General features: G+C 65.0%; 18 protein-coding genes. 11 read left to right on the top strand and 7 right to left on the bottom strand.

The annotated features are described in order from the left end of the window. Positions 1-5: 5 nt before the first annotated feature. Positions 6-1,787: a PAS domain-containing protein gene (locus AC1DQJ_RS00960; protein ID WP_477599360.1), complete on the bottom strand. Its 1,782-nt coding sequence runs from the start codon at positions 1,785-1,787 to the stop codon at positions 6-8. 197 nt (positions 1,788-1,984) lie between these two features. Between AC1DQJ_RS00960 and AC1DQJ_RS00955 the strand changes: the two genes are divergently transcribed. The 7 genes from AC1DQJ_RS00955 (at position 1,985) to AC1DQJ_RS00925 (ending at position 7,236) form a co-directional block, all read left to right on the top strand. Continuing rightward, entirely contained in the window at positions 1,985-2,128 is a 144-nt protein-coding gene (locus AC1DQJ_RS00955; protein WP_477599358.1) for a hypothetical protein, read from the top strand. A gap of 67 nt (positions 2,129-2,195) precedes the next feature. Then, on the top strand, positions 2,196-2,708 hold the full coding sequence (locus AC1DQJ_RS00950; RefSeq protein ID WP_477599357.1) for a redoxin domain-containing protein: 513 nt from the start codon (positions 2,196-2,198) through the stop codon (positions 2,706-2,708). Continuing rightward, entirely contained in the window at positions 2,674-3,246 is a 573-nt protein-coding gene (locus AC1DQJ_RS00945; RefSeq protein ID WP_477599355.1) for a DsbA family protein, read from the top strand. Before AC1DQJ_RS00950 ends, AC1DQJ_RS00945 begins: the two co-directional genes overlap by 35 nt. 512 nt (positions 3,247-3,758) lie before the next feature. Next, complete coding sequence (locus tag AC1DQJ_RS00940) at positions 3,759-4,355, top strand: hypothetical protein (protein ID WP_477599353.1); 597 nt, start codon at positions 3,759-3,761, stop codon at positions 4,353-4,355. A gap of 375 nt (positions 4,356-4,730) precedes the next feature. Beyond that, positions 4,731-4,994, top strand: a complete 264-nt coding sequence (locus AC1DQJ_RS00935; protein ID WP_477599351.1) for a DksA/TraR family C4-type zinc finger protein — start codon at positions 4,731-4,733, stop codon at positions 4,992-4,994. Between the two features lie 623 nt (positions 4,995-5,617). Continuing rightward, on the top strand, positions 5,618-6,934 hold the full coding sequence (locus AC1DQJ_RS00930) for a M48 family metalloprotease (protein WP_477599349.1): 1,317 nt from the start codon (positions 5,618-5,620) through the stop codon (positions 6,932-6,934). Between the two features lie 68 nt (positions 6,935-7,002). After that, complete coding sequence (locus AC1DQJ_RS00925; RefSeq protein ID WP_477599347.1) at positions 7,003-7,236, top strand: hypothetical protein; 234 nt, start codon at positions 7,003-7,005, stop codon at positions 7,234-7,236. A 156-nt stretch (positions 7,237-7,392) separates the two neighbouring features. Here AC1DQJ_RS00925 and AC1DQJ_RS00920 read toward each other — a convergent pair whose 3' ends face one another. From AC1DQJ_RS00920 to AC1DQJ_RS00910, 3 genes are all read right to left on the bottom strand, one after another. Next, a complete protein-coding gene (locus AC1DQJ_RS00920) occupies positions 7,393-7,866 on the bottom strand; it encodes a GatB/YqeY domain-containing protein (protein ID WP_477599345.1) in 474 nt (157 codons plus the stop codon). Positions 7,867-8,051: 185 nt separating this feature from the next. Next, positions 8,052-8,330 carry a hypothetical protein gene (locus tag AC1DQJ_RS00915; RefSeq protein ID WP_477599343.1) on the bottom strand — a complete coding sequence of 93 codons (279 nt, stop codon included), beginning with the start codon at positions 8,328-8,330 and terminating at the stop codon, positions 8,052-8,054. A gap of 18 nt (positions 8,331-8,348) precedes the next feature. Continuing rightward, positions 8,349-10,241 (bottom strand): DUF4365 domain-containing protein, encoded by a 1,893-nt coding sequence (locus tag AC1DQJ_RS00910; RefSeq protein WP_477599341.1) that lies wholly within the window; start codon positions 10,239-10,241, stop codon positions 8,349-8,351. Between the two features lie 321 nt (positions 10,242-10,562). Between AC1DQJ_RS00910 and AC1DQJ_RS00905 the strand changes: the two genes are divergently transcribed. Then, on the top strand, positions 10,563-11,021 hold the full coding sequence (locus tag AC1DQJ_RS00905) for a hypothetical protein (RefSeq protein ID WP_477599340.1): 459 nt from the start codon (positions 10,563-10,565) through the stop codon (positions 11,019-11,021). 123 nt (positions 11,022-11,144) lie between these two features. On the opposite strand, the gene AC1DQJ_RS00900 is transcribed toward AC1DQJ_RS00905, so the two are convergent. The 3 genes from AC1DQJ_RS00900 to AC1DQJ_RS00890 all read right to left on the bottom strand — a co-directional run bounded on the left by AC1DQJ_RS00900 (position 11,145) and on the right by AC1DQJ_RS00890 (position 12,796). Continuing rightward, the gene (locus tag AC1DQJ_RS00900) at positions 11,145-11,759 is read right to left on the bottom strand and encodes a GNAT family N-acetyltransferase (RefSeq protein WP_477599338.1); all 615 of its coding nucleotides are present in this window, start codon (positions 11,757-11,759) and stop codon (positions 11,145-11,147) included. Between the two features lie 5 nt (positions 11,760-11,764). Beyond that, the gene (locus AC1DQJ_RS00895) at positions 11,765-11,974 is read right to left on the bottom strand and encodes a hypothetical protein (RefSeq protein WP_477599336.1); all 210 of its coding nucleotides are present in this window, start codon (positions 11,972-11,974) and stop codon (positions 11,765-11,767) included. A 615-nt stretch (positions 11,975-12,589) separates the two neighbouring features. Further along, a complete protein-coding gene (locus AC1DQJ_RS00890; RefSeq protein WP_477599334.1) occupies positions 12,590-12,796 on the bottom strand; it encodes a helix-turn-helix domain-containing protein in 207 nt (68 codons plus the stop codon). Positions 12,797-12,900: 104 nt separating this feature from the next. On the opposite strand from AC1DQJ_RS00890, the gene AC1DQJ_RS00885 reads away from it, so the two are divergent. The 3 genes from AC1DQJ_RS00885 to AC1DQJ_RS00875 all read left to right on the top strand — a co-directional run bounded on the left by AC1DQJ_RS00885 (position 12,901) and on the right by AC1DQJ_RS00875 (position 17,537). After that, positions 12,901-13,350 (top strand): RNA polymerase sigma factor, encoded by a 450-nt coding sequence (locus AC1DQJ_RS00885; protein WP_477599332.1) that lies wholly within the window; start codon positions 12,901-12,903, stop codon positions 13,348-13,350. Between the two features lie 14 nt (positions 13,351-13,364). Then, positions 13,365-14,327, top strand: a complete 963-nt coding sequence (locus AC1DQJ_RS00880; protein WP_477599330.1) for a FecR family protein — start codon at positions 13,365-13,367, stop codon at positions 14,325-14,327. Between the two features lie 150 nt (positions 14,328-14,477). Continuing rightward, positions 14,478-17,537, top strand: coding sequence for a TonB-dependent receptor (locus tag AC1DQJ_RS00875; RefSeq protein WP_477599328.1), 3,060 nt, complete (start codon positions 14,478-14,480; stop codon positions 17,535-17,537). The last annotated feature ends 4 nt before the right edge of the window (positions 17,538-17,541 follow it).

Genomic DNA, 17,541 nt, shown 5'->3' with positions numbered 1-17,541 from the left:
GGGCCTCAGCCGCCGCCCGAGTTCCGGCGCAAAGGCTTCAGACCAGCCGAGGCGGCGGTCATCACCGCTTCTGACCCTGTGTGGGCGCCCAAGCGCTCCATAACTCGAGCGCGGTGGATCTCGACGGTGCGCGGACTGATCCCGAGCTCGCGCGCTATGGTCTTGTTGGTGCCACCACCCAGCAGTCCGTCGAGCACTTCGCGTTCGCGCGGGGACATAAGCGCGATTTGGGTGCGGGCGATCATGACCTCGTGCTCATCGCGCTCCTGCTCGCGCACATTTGCCATGGCGCAGGCCACGGCAGCGAGCATAGCCCCGGGATCTGCGGGCGCCTGCAGCACGTCGGCGGCCCCGGTTTTCATCGCCGCGATCGCCAGCTCCACGTCGCCGCCCAGCGCCGACTCGAAGATCACCGGCAGGTTGATGCGTCGCGATTTTAGCGCCCGGCCCAGGCTAAAGGGCTCGGGACTGCTGTCGTCGGTCCGCACCAGCACGCAGCCGCAGGTCAGCGCCGCGGCCACGTCGAGGAAGGCGGACTGCGAGGGGAAGGTGGTGACGCGTTGACCAGCTCCGCGCAGCAGCGCTCCCTTGATCTCGCGCTCGTGAGGGTCAGGTTCGACGACATAAACGCTGACCGCCTCACGGCGGCTGATGTCATGGGCGATCCCGCCCAACTGTGTCATTCGCCCCTCGGCGTTGCGGATCGGAAAGGTCGTGTCGCGGATCCAGCGCACCGATCCGTCAGGCCGCACAATGCGGTATTCATGGGTGACGGCTTCCACCTGGGCGCTCACGTATTCCAGGGTCTGGGCCCGGACGGCTCGATCCTCGGGATGAATGCTGTCGCGCCAGACCGCGATGTCGCGGAGGGCTTCGTCGGACCGCATGCCCCAGGTCGGCAAGAACGCGGGGCTCAAATACTCGAGCCGTTGCTGTTTGGGTTCGAGGATCCAGATCACGTCGCTGGAGTTTTCCGCGAACCGGCGGAAGCGTTCCTCGGTCTCGCGAAGACGCGCCTCGGCCTGCTTCTGGCTTGTTATGTCCAATACCGCGCCAGTGACGGACACCGGCTTGCATCCTTCGAACTGAGTTTGGCCGAAGGTGGAGATCCAGCGCTCCGATGCGCCCTGCAACCCAATGACACGATATTCTATAGCGTAGGTCCCATCGCCCTCCGGGTTTATCGCCTGGTCGACGGCCGCTTGCACGCGCGCTCGATCGTCGGGATGGATCCCCTGCATCCACAGCAACTGGTCGGGCTCGGTGTCGGCGGGGAGGTCCCACAGCGCCTTGAGCCGCTCATCCCACCGCAAGGCGCCCGTTTGGGGCTCCCAGATGTAGGAGCCCAGCCCCACGAGCTCGACGGCCGCCTTCAGCCGGGCGCTCTCCATGAGCCGAGCTTCGAAATCAAAGCGCTGGTTCAGGTCCGTGGTGAAGCAACATGCTCCGGTCATCTGGCCTGCGCCATCGCGCAACATGAAGGCCCTGCAATTCACTTTCGCGCCCTTCCCGCCGCCGAAGCGCCAGAGCCGGTACACGCCCTCGCACTCACCTTCGCGCAGCAGCGTGGGCAGCATCTCGTCGCGGACGCCGGGCGCGAAGAAGCTGGCCAGCGAGAAGGCGGCGAGGTCCTCGCCGTCGAGCAGCCCGACCATCTTGCGGCCGTAGGCGTTCAGGAATACAGGCCGGAAATCCGGATCGAAGATTCCGACGAAGCACGGGGCGTCGAGCGCGAGGCGCTCAAGCAGCTCGATAAGCGGGTGCGGTCGCGTGGCGGGTACGGTCACCTCCCTCGGACGGTCGACTCCAGCGCCATATTTCCCCTGGAGAGAGAACTCCGCAGCTATCAGGAAGGTCCCCCGCCCCAACCGGAAATCCCTGCATAGGCCCCGAAGCGGGGCGATCTGCGCAACCCTGGCTCCACCGGCCATCCTGTCCACGTACTGGTCGGCAGGCGTTCGGCAGGCGTGGAGGTAATGCCTGGGTGCGCGAGGTCCTCGGCAGCGTCGAGGGCCTCGTCGATATCGAGCGCTGCCCGCGAATGGAGGCGGACGACGGACGCAAACCCGACGTCGTCGAGCTGGACGTGTCGCGGCGTCTGGGCGCGTGGCGCGAACTTGGCGCCTGACTGACGTGCGTCAGTTCGCAGGTCCTGGGGCGCCGCTAGCCTGCTTTAGGACAATACAGGAGGCCGCATGAACCAAATTTTGCCAGCCGGCAGCGTGGCTCCGGACTTCCACCTTCGGGTGACGCCCGATCAGTCGTTGTCCCTCAGCGAAATGCGCGGGCGGCGCGTCATCCTGGCCTTCTATCCCGCCGACTGGAGCCCAGTCTGCGGCGATCAAGTCACGCTCTACAACCAAGTACTATCCGAGTTTCACAGTCGCGGCGCAGACCTGCTGGGCCTCTCGGTCGACGGTCCCTGGTGCCATCGCGCCTTCGCCAAGGACCGTAACCTGAGCTTCCCGCTGCTCTCGGACTTTGAGCCCAAGGGCGAGGTAGCGCGGGCCTATGGCGCCTATCGTGCCTCAGACGGTGTCGCCGAGCGCGCCTTATTCGTGATTCGAGCGGACGGCGTGATCGCCTGGAGCCACCTCTCCCCCATCGCGGTGAATCCAGGCGCGGACGGAATACTCGACGCTCTGGACCGCCTCTCAGCCCAGGACGCCTCCAATGTCTCTGCTCCAAACGCCTCCGACGCCGCTTGATCACCGACGTGGCGACGCCGACGCCGCCGTCGTCCTCGTCGAATACGGCGACTACCAGTGCCCGTACTGCGCGGCGGCCGAGCCAGTGGTCGAGAGCCTGCTTCAGACCTTCGACACGGAACTCCAACTCGTCTTCCGCCACTTCCCGCTATCGACGGTCCACCCTTACGCGGAGATCGCCGCGCAGGCCGCGGAGTTCGCGGGCGCCCACAACGCCTTCTGGATCATGCATGAGGCGCTGTTCGCCAACCAGTCTCAGCTGAGCTTGCCAACAATCTTCGCCATTGCCGAGGCCTTGAACCTGCCCGAGCCGGAACTGCGCGGGGCGTTGGACGCCGGAACCTATGTCGAAAAAATACGCGCCGATTTTATCGGGGGCGTCCGCAGCGGCGTGAACGGAACGCCGTGCTTCTTTGTCAACGGCCTGCGCCACAACGGCGACTACAGCTTCGAGTCGCTCTCCTCGGCAGTCTTAGAAGCGCGCGCAGCCGCGGGCGGGCGGCGTCCGCCCTCGCCTTCACCTCGCCCGGCTCTTTGATCTACCGAGCCTGAACGAGAATTCACCCAAGATGCGCTTTCCCCCTCCGGGGGCGATACCCCAACGAAACGAGTCTGCGCCAGCAGCGGACGTCAGGTTGACGGCGACTTGCGGACATTGCGGGCCGCCAACGTCGAACGCCATTGCCCCGTCTGCACTAGGTCGGCAACCAGATGATGACCCCGCACTCACTCCCCGAGATGGTGATCTTGCTAGGCCCTCACCACCTCTTCTCTGCGGCCCACGCGACGCTCATGCCGGTCGGCGATTGTGCTCTGCATTTGAATGTGGCCCCTCCCCTCCATTGTCCCAGGGCTTGGGTCCCCGCTACCGCACTTGCATCCGGGCGGGTGTGTGACGCCGCGCTGCGCACCTGCTCAAGCCGAGCTCAACGCCAGAGCTGAGCGAACAGTTACTCCCGCGGCAGCGAGAAACCTACGTAGCGGACCATAAAGGCGCCCTACAGGAGTGTCCTGACGGCTCCACAGCCGGCATGGAGTATGATCCCGTCCATGAACCCTGAATGGATTTCCGCGGCGGGCGGGCTTCTTACCGGATTGGCGGCGCTCGTCGGCGGCTGGGCGGCGCTGCGGGGTTTGGGCACCTGGCGTTCCGAGCTTGTCGGCCGGCGGAAGACCGAATTGGCCGAGGAAGTCTTGGCCCAATTCTACCGCGCCAGGGACGTGCTCACGTGGGCGCGTACGCCGGCCGTGGGCGAAGAGGCCGGCCCCGAAAGGACCGCGCGCAGCGTCAGCTGGAACCAAGCGCTTTCAGCCCCGATCGAACGCATCACTGAGGAGAGCGAACTGTTTTCGCAGCTCCACGCTAATCGCTACCGGTTCATCGCCTACTTTGGGGAGGCGGCGTCATCGGCCTTCGAGCAAATCCGCTCGGTACACGCCGAAATCGTCGTCGCCGCAGGCGAGCTCGTGAGGGACAGTTCGGATCTGGCCGGGGATGGTGAGGCCCGACGCGAGATTTGGGAAGGCGCGATTGGGTGGGGCCAACGCAAGGACGACCGGATCCCGGCGCGCCTCGACAACGCCGTCCGGCAGATCGAGCAAATCTGTCTACCGCTGATACAGGGCGGGCACGGATCCCAAAGTTGAAGCACCGGGCGTTTCACCGAGGCGCACCTCGTCACGTCCGCGGCGGCGGCCAGCCGTCGACTGACGCCGCCCGCTGCAGCCGCTGGAGCCTACTTCGTCCGGCCGTGCCGCAGGAGGCGCTGAACCGCCGCAATGCGCTCCCCAAGGCCGAGCGCATGACCGCTCGAGGCCAGGTCAGGTGCTCGGTCGGGGCCGCAGCGCGCCCGCACCACTCCCTGACCCGACGCCTGAAATCATGCCTTCGACAGGGCCGGTCCGCGCCATCCGGCTGGAGGCCGCGTCCATATCCCGGGCATATCCCGGGCTTCATAGGCAGCGCTTGGATAGGGCCGAGCGCGTCTTATTTACGCCTGGAGTAAGAGGAATTCGAACGACATGGCGACGGGTTGGGCGCAAGAAGGCGCTGTTCTGGATCAGATCCACGACACCATCAGCGATGGAGTCCAAGGTGCGCGCGCGCGCCTCCCCCAAGGCGAAGGAACACTGGAGTGCGTTGAATGCGGTGAGGAAATCCCGCCGCGGCGACGTGAGGCCTTACCCGGCGTGACCACCTGCATCGCCTGTCAATCTGCGCGAGATCGCCACGTCGTGCACTCCATGATCAATCGGCGTGGAAGCAAGGATAGCCAGCTCAGATAGTGCTTGCTGGAGATCGAGCGTCAGAACGTGTCTCACAACGTCATCCAGACGACCGCCAGTGCCGCAATATCTGGTTCGCCTGGGCGATTAAGCGTTCCTCTGCCAGGAATCTCTGGCTGAATTTCCGGACTGAGTGCGCCATCCGCGATGGACTGCGGCCGCTGGCTGCATCGTCGCTTCTGCGCCAGTTGCGGACTCTTGGAAAGATCCGGAAAGCAGACATTTGATACTAGCAGGTCCAGGACGACACGCTCTCTTGCGGCATCGCCGCTTGAGCATAGGTTCAGTCCCGCCCCAAGAGATGGCGCCACGCCGCGCGCGGTGGCGGCTGAAGCATGGCGTCGTCGCCGCTTCCGTCGGCGCGCCCCGGGCCCGGTCCGGCGCGGCCGTCCCGCACCGACACTGTGGGGAGTCTGGGCAGCCCTCCTCCGGCGCCGATGCTATTGCGTCGGCCGGAATGTCCGTCTGAACTGCGACAGAGCTACCACGGAGGCCTGCCCATGCGTGTCCGCCCGGTCCGTGTCCTTGCGCTCCTGGCGCTGATCGCACCATTTGCGCCGGCTGCAACAGCCCAGGGTTTCAACCCGCCTCCGCCCCGAGAACATGCTGGCATCCTCGATGAAATGGGTGGGCTATATGAGGGGCCGATCGCGCCCTACGTGGCGCAGGTCGGCGGAAGGGTTGCAACGGCGGCCGGTCGCGGCGATTGCGGCTTCCACATCGTCGACACCGATGTCGTCAACGCCTTCACCAGCCCGCCCGGCTGCCACATCTACATCACCCGCGGCATGCTGGGCCTGATCACCAGCGAAGACGAACTGGCCGGCGTCTTGGGACACGAGATCGGCCACGTCACCGCCAACCACGCCGGCAAGCGCGAGCAAAGCGAGCAATTGGCGAACATCGGCGCGGCGCTTCTGGGCGTGGTCACCGGGTCAGACCTTGTCGGCAGCCTCGCGGGCCAGGCTGCGCAGCTTGGCGTGCTCAGCTATTCGCGCAACCAGGAACGTGAATCTGACCTGCTCTCAGTGCGCTACGCCGCCGGATCCGGTTATTCGCCCTACGGCATGGTGGGCGTGCTCGAGGCGCTGGAGGACCAGGACAGCCTGATGCGGACGCTGACCGGTGGGAGGCCCGAGAAGTCGGCTCCCAACTGGGCTCAGACGCACCCGTTGCACGCCGACAGGATCACGGGCGCCAGCGCGGCGGCTGCGGCGACCGGAGTCGCCCCCGAGGATGTCGCCGAGAAACACGACGAGTTCCTCGCGCGCTCCTCCGGACTTGTCTGGGGCGACAGCGCCAAACAGGGTTTCGTGGACGGCCGCCGGTTCGTCCATCCGGGTCTGGGCATCGCCTTTGAAGTGCCGGCGGGGTTCACGCTCACCAATGGCGTGCGCGCTGTGAGGGTGGCGGGACCCGGGGGCGCCAAGGCTCAGTTCTCCGGAGCGCCCTTGCAGGGCGATCTGTCGTCCCACGCCAACGCGGTGCTGAAGGCCGTGGTGGGTCGCTCGCCGGTGCGGGCGGGCCAACCGAGCCTTCAGGATGTCAATGGGATCGCCGCCGTCGTGCTGCCGGCCCAGGCGCAGTCGCGCAACGGCGTGGTCGACCTCACCATAGCGGCGTACGACGCCGGCCAAGGCCAAGCCTACCAGTTCATCGCCCTGACACCGGCTGGCCAGGCGGCGACCTTCACCCCGCTGATCGAGTCCTTCCACAGGCCAGACGCCCGGGAGATGGCGGCGGTCCAGGGGCGGGTGATCCAGGTCGTTACGGTGTCGCCGGCCGACACGGCAGCGTCGCTGGCTGCGCAGATGGCCGTCCCGCAGGCGCAGGAGCAGGTTTTTCGGCTCATCAACGGCCTGCGCCCGGACGAACAGGTCCGCCCGGGTCAGAAGGTGAAGCTTGTGGGCTTTGCCGGCGCGACGCCCAAGGTCCCCTAGTCGGCGTCCCTAGTCGGCGCGCGCGCAAGCGGCTGCTGAAACGCGGCCAGAGGTTCGATGGCCTCGCCGTGGAGACCGTCGGGTCCGCCCGGCAGGTGGCGCGCCATTTCGCCGATCGCGGCAGCGACAGCGCCCCCCTGCTGGTCTGGGTGCTCCACGTCGTCGTGACCGAGATGGACGCGGCCGCCGACGTCCTGGATGGTCACCCTCTGGCGACGAGCGCCGACCTCGCCGCGCTCGAAGCCGCGCCCAGGCTCTCCGCGAAATCCTGGATGAGTGAAGCCGGCATCCACGAGGTGTGACGCCTATTGCAAAGGCGCGATCTGCAGCGACTGACGTCCGGCCGGGCAAGGGCGCGTGTGCGCCGGAACGGACGTCAGAATCGGGGATGAAGGTCCGCTTCCAACCATTGCGGACGATGGGAGGGCTTAGCTCCTGACGGCGGGGGTGCCCTACATTTAACCCCTGGCCAACGCGCTGGCTGCCTTGCCGTCATACTGGCCGCCGAAGCTAGTCTTCAGGTGGGCCATGATGGTCCCGACATTGGCGTCGGGGTTCTTGGCCCGGAAATCGTTGATGGCCTCGCGCAGTTCCGATTCCGTCATCTGCTTTGGGCCATACGAGGAAAGGATTGCTAGTTCGGTTTCAGCGGCCTTGGTGCGCTGGTCGACCTTCGACGCATCGCTACCGGCTTCGATCAGGCGCGCGCGCTCGCTCGCGAGGTTCTCCAGCGTCAGTTTCGTATTCTTTAGGAACTTCCCGACGCTTGCGGCAACCTTTTCATCAGTGACTTCCGTCACCCCGCGCTTGAACTCTTCGGTCGTGATCTGCGTAGCTTCGCCGATCAGTGTGGTGAGCAGGTCAGCCTTCAGACGGTCGTTCAACTTACGTGCCGCTAGTTGGTCAGCTTTGAGCTCGTCAAGCAAAGCCATGTCGCCGTCCTTTCAATTCACTCTGTTCGGCAGTTCTGTAGTGGGGGGAAGGAGACCGCCGTTCACGCGCGGTCGCGCCGTAGGGCCACCGTAGCAGGCTCCCAGCAATATCCCTGTCCGCATTCCGTCAGCCATGCGCCAATTGGAGACATTGGTGCCGATGCCGAAAGCGGACGTCAGCAGGCCTAATTCTTCGGCCGGACGAACTGCTCGAAAGCGGCCTTGTCGATTTCACCGGGCGTAGAAAGGGGCTTCTCCGGCCACACACGACTCAGCAACTTGAACGAGTAGAAACCTGCGCAGCTGACATAGAGCAACACCTTAGCAAGTCCAGCGGGAGCAGCCGAGATATACATCACTTTGACTGGCGGCTGACCTGGGGCGGGCCGGCGCCCACATCCCAGCTGTAGAGCTTTCCGGCAACCAATCCCGCGCTCATAGAATTTGCCCGTGTTGATCTGCACGCCCCCTCCCCAGCGCGACTAATCGAAGGTCATGGTCAAGGTAGGTTCGGGAGCGTCCCGATCCAAGATTCGGTAGAGAACCGGCTTCTTGGGCTGGATGTGTTCCTGCGCCATCGCGAAGGCGTTGTCCCACGCCTCGATCGCCTCGTCGGTCAGGTCCTGATCGATCATCCGCTGGCGGAACATTTCCCTGACACTCGGGCCGCCCATGCGGATCGCGCACTCGATCACCGCGGCGCCAACGTGAGCGTCCTTGTGCTTGATCGCCATGGCCAGAGCGTTGATCCAGGCTTCCGTATCGCCGGATCGACGAAAGGCGCAGGCCAGGAAGTGCCAGAGCGCTAAGTCGTGCTCGTCGGATGCAGCGTGCAGGATTCCGAGGTTGAAGTTCGCCAAGGGATGAAACCGGTCCTGGAGCCAAGCTGTGCGTAGCAGCCTGTGCTCAAGCGCCTGATCTTGCGCTAGCTCGGCCAGAATCGCCGAGGCGGCGGCGGTCCGGATCGGAACGCTATCCGCTCCGATCTCGGAATGGAGTTGCGCGCAAAGCGCCTCCTTCAGCGCCACCTCCGAAGTTCGGTGATCCAACCGCCCGACCAGCGCCCCGTACAGGGCCTGGGCCTCCGCGATCCTGCCGCTAAACATGAGGGTGTCGGCCAGGAACAGGGAGACTTCGTCGTCCGGGGCGATCTCCAGTGCTGCGCGGTAGAGCTTGGATGCGAGGCGATATCGTTGGTCCAAGAACAGAACGCTGCCAAGGGCGACGAGGAAATAGTCGACCTTCACATAGGTCGGTCTGAGCTTGCGGGCCCGGTTGAGATGGAGGAGCGCCGCCAGTCCCTGGTGGAGACTGAGGCAGGTGTTGGCCATATTGTAGTGCATCGCCGCCTCGGCGGTGGGGTCGCCGAAGGCGCGTGCCTGTGCCAGGGCAGCGGAGGTGAACCGGTCGACCGCCGACTGCCAGGCGTCATGCTTCACGGGGGTGGTGAGCAGCTGGTGATAGGCGACAAGAAAGACGGGGTCCTGTTGCTTGTGGAGGCCGTTGGCGATCGCCAGCTCGGCGGCCGCTTGCGCGTCGGACAAGAGAGCCGCCATCGCCATGATCGCAGCCATGGGATTCTTGGTTCGTACGTCGATCCGTAAGGCCGAGCGCGCGGCGATGTGCGCCTGGTTGGGGAGGCCGACCCGCCGGAGGATGCCGATGACTGCGTAGAGCAACTCGGCCGCCAGGGTCTCGGTCGCCCCGGCCGGAAAGGTCGCAAGGGCGAGGCGATCGAGCGCGACAGTGCCGGTGTCGCTGTCAGCATGCACGCGCAGAACCAACCCGCTCGTCCCGCCGGACTCGGTGGCGAGGCAGCTGACCTCCTGGACGATCTGACCGATCGCGCTTTCGATCTCGAACTGCCGCCGTTTGGAGATTGTCCCTGGCGCGCAGACCAGGGCCAGCTGCCCACGCGGCGAGAGAGTTCTCACGCCGCGCAGGGTCTCTAGGGTGGCGACCATGGCGAGCGAAGCCTCGGCGTTCCAAGCTTGGTCGGGTCTGAAGCGCACCGTGAGGCTCGCGTTGTCGTCCCGCGTCTCTCCGCGGTCGATTTCCGGGATCCAGCACCAGCGCCAGCTGTCGTCGGCGCTGCAGTAGCGGAACAACGCGACGGGCAGGCCCAGATTGGCCAGATAGTTGAGCTGGTCGGTCTTCATGCGGACATGGCCGGCCGAGCCACGGTGGTCGGTGGCCTTTAGCTGCGCCCAGAAGATCAATCCGGTGGCATCGCCGGCCAGGGTGAACACCTCGACCTCAAAATCGATGCCGTAGTCATGGGTGCGGTCGCGCACGACCCAATGGCCCGGGACCAGCTCGCGGAAGCGATTGCGGGATTGGTCTTCCAATTGATGTGAGCGAGCGCGGCGCGGCATGGCGCAAGGCTAGTCGATGGGACGGTTCGCCCCAAGACCACGGAAGGTGTCGGCCGCCGTTTTGAGTCGATCGAGCGCGCCTCATAGCTCGCGCACGATCGACCACGCCGGTCTTAGTCGGCTAGCTCCCCCCCGGCGATGACTATCGCAGCAGCCGCGCGCGCTGCGCCACAGCCGAGTAGAACCTCCCGGGCCCGGGAGCAATGACACCTTCACGGATGGGCGAGCTAGGCGGTCTCGACAACGACCGCAAACCGCGCCTCGATAGGCTAGGCATCCGGCCGATCGCCGGTGAAGACCAACGGAACCGGAGACGACAGGATGCTGTATGCCCGAATGCTTGCAGGCTTGGGGGCGCTGCTCGCCATCGCTGGCTGCTCCCAGTCGCCGCCAAGCAAGAGCTTCGAAGGCGCCCCGCTTCCCTCGATGGTCGCGCTCATCTGCGATCTCGAGGCCAGGCACGTTGGGGTGCTGAATCCTGGCTATGCAAGCGACAAAGCCGGCGAGAGACTGGTCCTCACTTTCACCAATCTTGATCAAGGCGCAGGCACGGCCCAGCTGGTCGGAAACAGTGGCGCTTCGACCGTTGAGTTTCGGAATTCAGGCGGACAACTCCAGTTCATCGAGAAGACGCCGTTGGGAAGTGTGACTGTCACCAGCGTTTTCGCTCCACCTGCGCACGGCGAGCCCCTACCGGCGGTCCACTCTCGGCACATCGCGATCGCGCCCGCCGATATAGCGATTTCGCAGTTTGCCGGCGCTTGCAAACCAAAGGTCTAGTTCGCCGCGCAGAAAACGCCGCTGTCAGTCTTGCGGCCCCAGCCCTCTGGCGTCCGAATCCTCGCCTCCTTCGCTGTCTGTGACGCCGCTTCGAGCGTCGGTGATCTTCGGCGGTGCGGTTTCTCAGCCGTGGACCGGCAGCGTATCAGAGACTGGGGCCGTTGCTACGTCAGCCTCGTCATTGGCGGCTTGCGGTTCAGAGAGGGGCGTAACCGTAGTCTTGTGCAGGTCGATGAACATGACCGGCTCGGGGCGGGCGAGGTTCTCTTCGGTGTTGATCGCGGTGAAGCCCTGCTTCTCGTAGAACTTCACCGACTCCTGTTTGGCATCAACCACAACAAACCTGCACCCGATCGCGGGGCAAATCTCCTGGCGAGCGATGCCGAGCGAAAAGTCGACGAGCATTCGTCCAAAGCCGCGACCGTCACGATAGCGCGCGTCGACCAAGAGGCGCGCGATTTTGACCGCTGGATAGTGCTCGTAGGGATACCCTTCGCCCTCCAGCAGATCGTTTTTGGAGGCGACGTCGCTGCAAACTAATGTCACGAACGCGGCAACGCGCTCGGCGGCAGCGTCCCACAAGACGTAGGTCCGGGCGAGATTGGCCTTTTCGTACTTCTGGGCGTGTTTGCGGGCGAACGTCTTTAGCGGGCCGAACGCGGCGTCACCCGTTTTGAGGGAAGTGAAGGAGTCCCCAGGCGAAAGCGGGCGCAGCTGAAATTCATCCGCGCCCTCCACCGGGTTTAGCGGGCCTTGCCCGGAACCTTTATGGTCAGCGTTCGACCGCTGCTACGGAACTGATCGGCGAGCTCAACGCCGCGGGAGACGCTCGCGTTGGCAGCCGCCTTCGGCTTTCCGAACGTGATCTGACGCTTGAACTTCTTCGCGTCTTCCTCAGTGAGAGTGACGCTGCTGAACGAGCTGGAATTAACTGCCATTTGCGCCTCCTTCATCGATAAACGCGCAGGTGGAGATGACGGAACCGTCAACGTCCCGAATTCTAACGACCTAGTAGCTAAGTGGTGTCAACTGGCGACACCCTTGACGGGCAAGCCGAACCGTGGCACGAGCAACCGCTCTGTTGCGGATGATCGCTTGCCCGCGCCGGGCCGCGGACGAGATTTAATAATTCCCTCGTCATTTTTATAGGCCGACGGCTTACATTTTGAGCGTTACGGAATCGCGCGCTTCTCGCCCATGCCGCGAGCTAGACCCGCCAAATCTCAAGGACACGACAGGGCTGCAAGCCTTCTTGAAGGGGAGCGTCCTGCGAGGATTTCCTCCGCATTCTCATTCCGAAGCGCCAGCAATGGCCAGGTGGAGCGACCTATGGCCAAGGGTTCTGGAGCGCCACGTTGTCGGAAGCGCGTGTCAACGAGCCCGCCAACCAGATGCGCAAGGCTGGCTCGATCCAAGCCGAAAACTGGAAAGTCCGTCAGCGTTCGCCGGGCGACACGGATCGGGTCAGACGCCGGAGCTAATCTGCGCCAAGCTGACGCTCCGGATGACTGGAAGCAAACTACCCCAAGCGGACGCTGCCATAGGCCGCTATGAGCCCATTGCTGAAATCAGCGCTTCACTAGTTCCGCTTCGCTAAGGCCGAGCGCCCTAGCTAGCCGCTCAAGCACATTGAGGGTGATGTTGCGATGGCCATTTTCCACGCCCGACAAGTAGGTCACGTGAATGTCGGCTCGATGCGCCAGCTCATCCTGAGGGATGCCCCGCCGCTCTCGCTCCCGCCGTATGTTCTGGCCAACCACGGCCTTGAGTTCCATGGCCGCACTAGGCGGCTCCCCCCTTGGCAGCGGAATAGACTATGAGTAAAGTCTACACGTGCTCGTTGCGTCTCTGACATCAACTCGAACGCGGTCCAAGACACATGCGGCTGCTGAAAATCATGATCGAGTGGGCCGCGACTTCGCGACGCCAGAAGGCGTCCGAAGCCGAAGACATCGCCCAGGAGAGTCTAGCCCGCGCTCTCGCATCTGGTGAGGTGGCACGCCACCCCCGCGCCTTCCTCCAGCGTATCGCGCGCAACATCGCGATCGACGAGGCCAGGAAGTTCAAGGTTCGCGGCGGCGTCGCGCTCCAGGTCGACGCCCTGCCAGACCACTTGGCTCCGTTCACTGACGCCGATCAGGAAGTGACCCTGCTGCTGAAGCAGATCATCCTGGGGCTTCCCGAACTCTACCGGGACGTGTTTATATTGAATCGCTTCCACGGGATGAGCTATTCCGAAATCGCCGTGGAGCGCGGCCTCAGCGTGAAGGCTGTAGAATATCGTATGTCCCGCGCGCTGGCCCTATGCGAAGAGGCCTTGCGCGACTAGGCAAGGCTGGACCCATGAGCGACCGGGACCTCATCGCCAAAGAGACCCGCGATGAGGCGGCCCGCTGGTATGCGAAGCTCAATAACACCACCATCACGACCGACTGCCTTCGGCAGTTCCGCGAATGGCGGGACATCGGGGACAATCGCCAAGCCTATGCGGACATCGACGCCTTCTGGAAGCGCATCGAGGCTCTGAAAGCCGACGAAGAGATCAAGGCCGCCGGCCAGGAGGCGCTCGACCGCAAGAAGCCCGGTCGCCCTGGGCCGGTGACCAAGGGGGTCATCGCCTTCCTGCTCGCTTCGAGCGGCGCGGGGCTGGCCTACGGCTATCGCACCTATCTCGGTCACTCCTACTCGACCGAAGTTGGCGAGCAGCGCCTGGTGCGCCTGACCGACGGCTCTCGAGTTAGGATCGATACCGACAGCCAGCTGCGTGTGCGCATGCGGCGTGACCAACGCTTGATCGAACTCGTCCGCGGCCAGGCCTTCTTCGAGGTAGCCCACGATCCTGCGCGCCCCTTCATCGTTAACGCGAACGGGACCTCCGTCCGCGCCATCGGAACCCGCTTCGACGTCCGACAAGGTAGCGACGGAGTTCAGGTCATCCTGCTGGACGGCAAGGTCAGGGTGGAATCCGCTGCCAGCGGCAAGGGGTGGACGCTCTCCCCCGGCCAGGAGATCCGTCCCTCAGCGCCGGCCCCGGCCCCCCGGCCGATCGACGCCGCCGCCGCGACCAGCTGGACGAGCGGGCGGCTGGTCTTCCAGAACCAACCGCTTCAATCAGCCATCGATCAGGTCAACCGCTACAGCGACACCAAGGTCATCCTTGGCGAACCTAGCCTGGCCAAGACGACCGTCTCCGGCTCGTTCGAGACCGGCGACACCGAAGCTTTCGTGGGCGCCGTAAAGGACCTCTATGGCCTAAAGGTCGCCAGCCGATCCCCGAAAGAGATCCGCCTCGAACCCGCAGTCTGACCGAGGCGCGCCCTTCCAGCAGAAAATCTTCGCCACCAGTCAGGGTAGAGGCCGTCGTGAGCCGTCTATTCCCGCAAGGCCCGCAAACCGGGGCCGTCCGCCATGACGGCGGGCGCCGGAAAACGATCGGGCCCTTAGAGGGGGAAACGCGTGCATCCGATCAGCTCTTACCTTGTTGGCGTATCTGCGCTGGCGATCCTCAGCCAGCCGGCGAGCGCCGCGCCTGCCCAGACAACCTTCGCAATTGAGGCAGGGCCGCTGCAGGCCTCGCTGCTGACCTACGCCGCCCAATCGCGCCGCCAGATCCTCTTCTCCCCCCAACAGGTCGCCGGGCGCAGCGCGCCGGCGCTGAAGGGCGCCTACTCGCCCGACGCCGCGCTCGCCCGGCTCCTGGAAGGCACAGGCCTCACCGTCCAGCAAAGCGGCCCCAACGCCTTTGTCCTAAGGGCGACTTCGAAGCCCGCCAGGGCAAGCCAGCCTCGCGACCCAGGCGACCCACACGCCAAGGGACGCGAGGCTGGCGAGGCGGCTGATCCGCCGAGCGGGACGCCCGCCGCCTACGCCGCCGTCGAACGTGCTGAGCCTGCGCTTCTCGATGAGGTGGTGATCACCGGCACCCTAATTCGGGGGGCGGACGCCCCAACCTCCCCGGTCCTGCTACTCGGGCGCGATGACGTCGATCGCATGGGCGCGCCCACCGTCGCCGACATGCTGGCCGCCCTGCCCCAGAACTTCGGCGGGGCAGGCTCGGCCGACGCCGCCATCCTCGGGACGGATGGGAGAAACACCAACGATCTGGCGGCGACGGGCGTCAACCTGCGCGGACTAGGCGCCGGCGCGACCCTCGTCCTCGTCAATGGGCGCAGGATGGGCGGCACCGGCTCCAAGGCCGACTTCGCCGACGTCTCGGCGGTGCCGACGGCGGCAGTCGATCGCATCGACGTACTTTTGGATGGGGCCAGCGCGCTCTACGGTTCCGACGCCGTAGGCGGCGTGGTCAACATCAACCTCAAGCGCCGGTTCGAGGGTCAGGAGACGCGGCTGAGGCTCGGGACCTCGACCCAGGGCGGCGGCGAAGAAATCCAGGCCGCCCACACCCTGGGGCATAGCTGGGCGAGCGGCGATTTCGTCTTCTCCTACGAGTACGGCCGGCGCTGGGGGCTAAAGGGCTCAGACCGGCCGTTTACGGCCACGTCGGACCTGCGCGGCCTTGGCGGGACTGATCACCGGGTTATCTACAGCCACCCGGCCAACATCCTGGTCGTCAATGCAGCCCTGGCTTCGTACGTGGTGGGCTGGTCAGTGCCGCCCGGTCAGAGCGGCGTAGGCCTGCGCCCCTCGGACTTCATCGCCGGCGTCGCCAATCTGGAGAACCAGCGCCTGGGCGGTGACGTCCTGCCCAAGGACGAGCGCCAGGGCCTCTACGCCAGCCTGACGCAAGACGTGACCGACGCCGTCCGATTTGTGGGCGATGTTCGCTACAACCATCGCCGCAACGAGATCTCGCGGCCGAGCCCCATCTCGGCCTTTACGATCACCCGAGCCAATCCGTTCTTCGTCTCCCCGAACGGCTCGGCCTCTCACGTCATCGGCTATTCGTTCTCCGACGAGATCGGCGCGCAATCGAGCTATGGCAGTTCCGAGAGCCTCGGCGTATCGGCCGGGTTTGAGATCGACCTGCCGCATGATTGGCGCGGCGATGTCTATGCGGCGATGGCCAGCGAGCTTGGCGAGCGCGACAGCCGCAACATCGTCAATTCGCGCTTCCTGAACGAAGCCCTGGGCGCGATCCCCGACGATCCGGCGACGCCATACGTCGCGGCCCGTGACGGCTTCTTCAACCCCTATGGCGACTACTCGGTCGCCAACAGCCGCCAGCTGCTCGGCTTCCTGGCCAGCGGTTACAGCTTCGCGCGCAATCTCTCCATCGTGCAGACCTTCGACGCCAAGGCCGATGGCCCGGTTTGGCGGCTGCCGGCCGGCGATCTGAAGGCGGCGATCGGGGTGCAAGCGCGGCGCGAGCGCTTCAAGCCCCAGACCACCAACCTGGTGGCCACAACCCGTCCAGTGAAGGCCGGCGGCGAGACCTACAAACGGAGTATCGAAGCGGCTTTCCTGGAATTGCGGGTTCCGCTGGTGGGCGAGGCGATGGACGTTCCGTGGGTGAACCGCCTTGAGGCCTCACTGGCGGCCCGCATCGAGAACTACGGCGACTTTGGCCAGACCACCAATCCCAAGATCGGCCTCTTCTGGGAGCCGAATGACGCCCTGAAACTGAGGGCGTCCTACGGGACCTCGTTCCGGGCGCCGAACATGCCCGAGCTCTATCAGCTCGCGAACAACTCACCCGTCCTCAACCAGAGCCCCACGGGCCAGGTGGTAGGCATGCTGATGAGCGGCGGCAACCGCGAGCTTGAACCCGAGACGGCCACCACCTGGTCAGCAGGGTTCGACTACGGCTCCGAAGCGTTGCCGGGCCTGCAGCTCTCGGCCACCTGGTTCGATGTGGAGTTCACCAACCAGATCGGCACCCCGGTGCTCACCAGTCCGGCCAGCGCCCTGACCAACCCGGCCTTTGCGCCCTTCGTCACCTATGTCGATCCGCTCGGCAATCCTGCAGACCTCGCTCGCATCCGCGCCCTCATGGCCGCCTCGACCTCGGCCAATATCGGTCTCTTTCCGGCCGAGGCGTACCGGGCGATCATCGACGCGCGCTTCGTCAACACCGGGAGCGTGACGGTCCGGGGGATCGACGTTTCGGCCAGCTACAGTTTCACCGCCGGCGACGACGCCTTCGACCTGGCCCTGTCGCTGAGCTACCTCGCCGACTTCGAACGTCAATTCACGCCAACGGCGCCGAAGGTCGATAGCCTCAATCTACCTGGCCAGCCGGTGGACCTGCGCGGACGGGTAAGCGCCCAATGGAGCCGCGGAGACTACGGCGCGAGCCTGGCGCTCAACTACGTAGACGCCTACCACACCGAAGCTGGCCGCAAGATCGACGCCTGGGCGACCAGCGACCTTCAGCTGCGCTGGGCGCCTGATGAGACAAGCGGCGCGCTTGAGGGCCTCACGCTCGCCCTCAACGTCCAGAACCTCTTCGACATCGATCCGCCGTTCTATGACGGGCCGACCGGCATCGGCTACGACCCGGCCAACGCCGACCCGCTCGGCCGCTTTGTCTCGATGCAACTGACCAAGCGCTGGTAGGCCT

It is taken from the genome of Phenylobacterium sp. P4_E10 (assembly GCF_056401675.1).
Note: the sequence above shows the minus strand (reverse complement) of the source record. Positions and strands in the feature narration are given on the sequence as shown.

Coding starts and splice junctions, on each gene's coding strand:
- AC1DQJ_RS00950 (WP_477599357.1), top strand. CDS start 2,196: ATGAACCAAATTTTGCCAGCCGGCAGCGTGGCTCCGGACTTCCACCTT.
- AC1DQJ_RS00935 (WP_477599351.1), top strand. CDS start 4,731: ATGGCGACGGGTTGGGCGCAAGAAGGCGCTGTTCTGGATCAGATCCAC.
- AC1DQJ_RS00930 (WP_477599349.1), top strand. CDS start 5,618: ATGGGTGGGCTATATGAGGGGCCGATCGCGCCCTACGTGGCGCAGGTC.
- AC1DQJ_RS00940 (WP_477599353.1), top strand. CDS start 3,759: ATGAACCCTGAATGGATTTCCGCGGCGGGCGGGCTTCTTACCGGATTG.
- AC1DQJ_RS00880 (WP_477599330.1), top strand. CDS start 13,365: ATGAGCGACCGGGACCTCATCGCCAAAGAGACCCGCGATGAGGCGGCC.
- AC1DQJ_RS00920 (WP_477599345.1), bottom strand. CDS start 7,866: ATGGCTTTGCTTGACGAGCTCAAAGCTGACCAACTAGCGGCACGTAAG.
- AC1DQJ_RS00905 (WP_477599340.1), top strand. CDS start 10,563: ATGCTGTATGCCCGAATGCTTGCAGGCTTGGGGGCGCTGCTCGCCATC.
- AC1DQJ_RS00945 (WP_477599355.1), top strand. CDS start 2,674: ATGTCTCTGCTCCAAACGCCTCCGACGCCGCTTGATCACCGACGTGGC.
- AC1DQJ_RS00910 (WP_477599341.1), bottom strand. CDS start 10,241: ATGCCGCGCCGCGCTCGCTCACATCAATTGGAAGACCAATCCCGCAAT.
- AC1DQJ_RS00895 (WP_477599336.1), bottom strand. CDS start 11,974: ATGAAGGAGGCGCAAATGGCAGTTAATTCCAGCTCGTTCAGCAGCGTC.
- AC1DQJ_RS00885 (WP_477599332.1), top strand. CDS start 12,901: ATGCGGCTGCTGAAAATCATGATCGAGTGGGCCGCGACTTCGCGACGC.
- AC1DQJ_RS00890 (WP_477599334.1), bottom strand. CDS start 12,796: ATGGAACTCAAGGCCGTGGTTGGCCAGAACATACGGCGGGAGCGAGAG.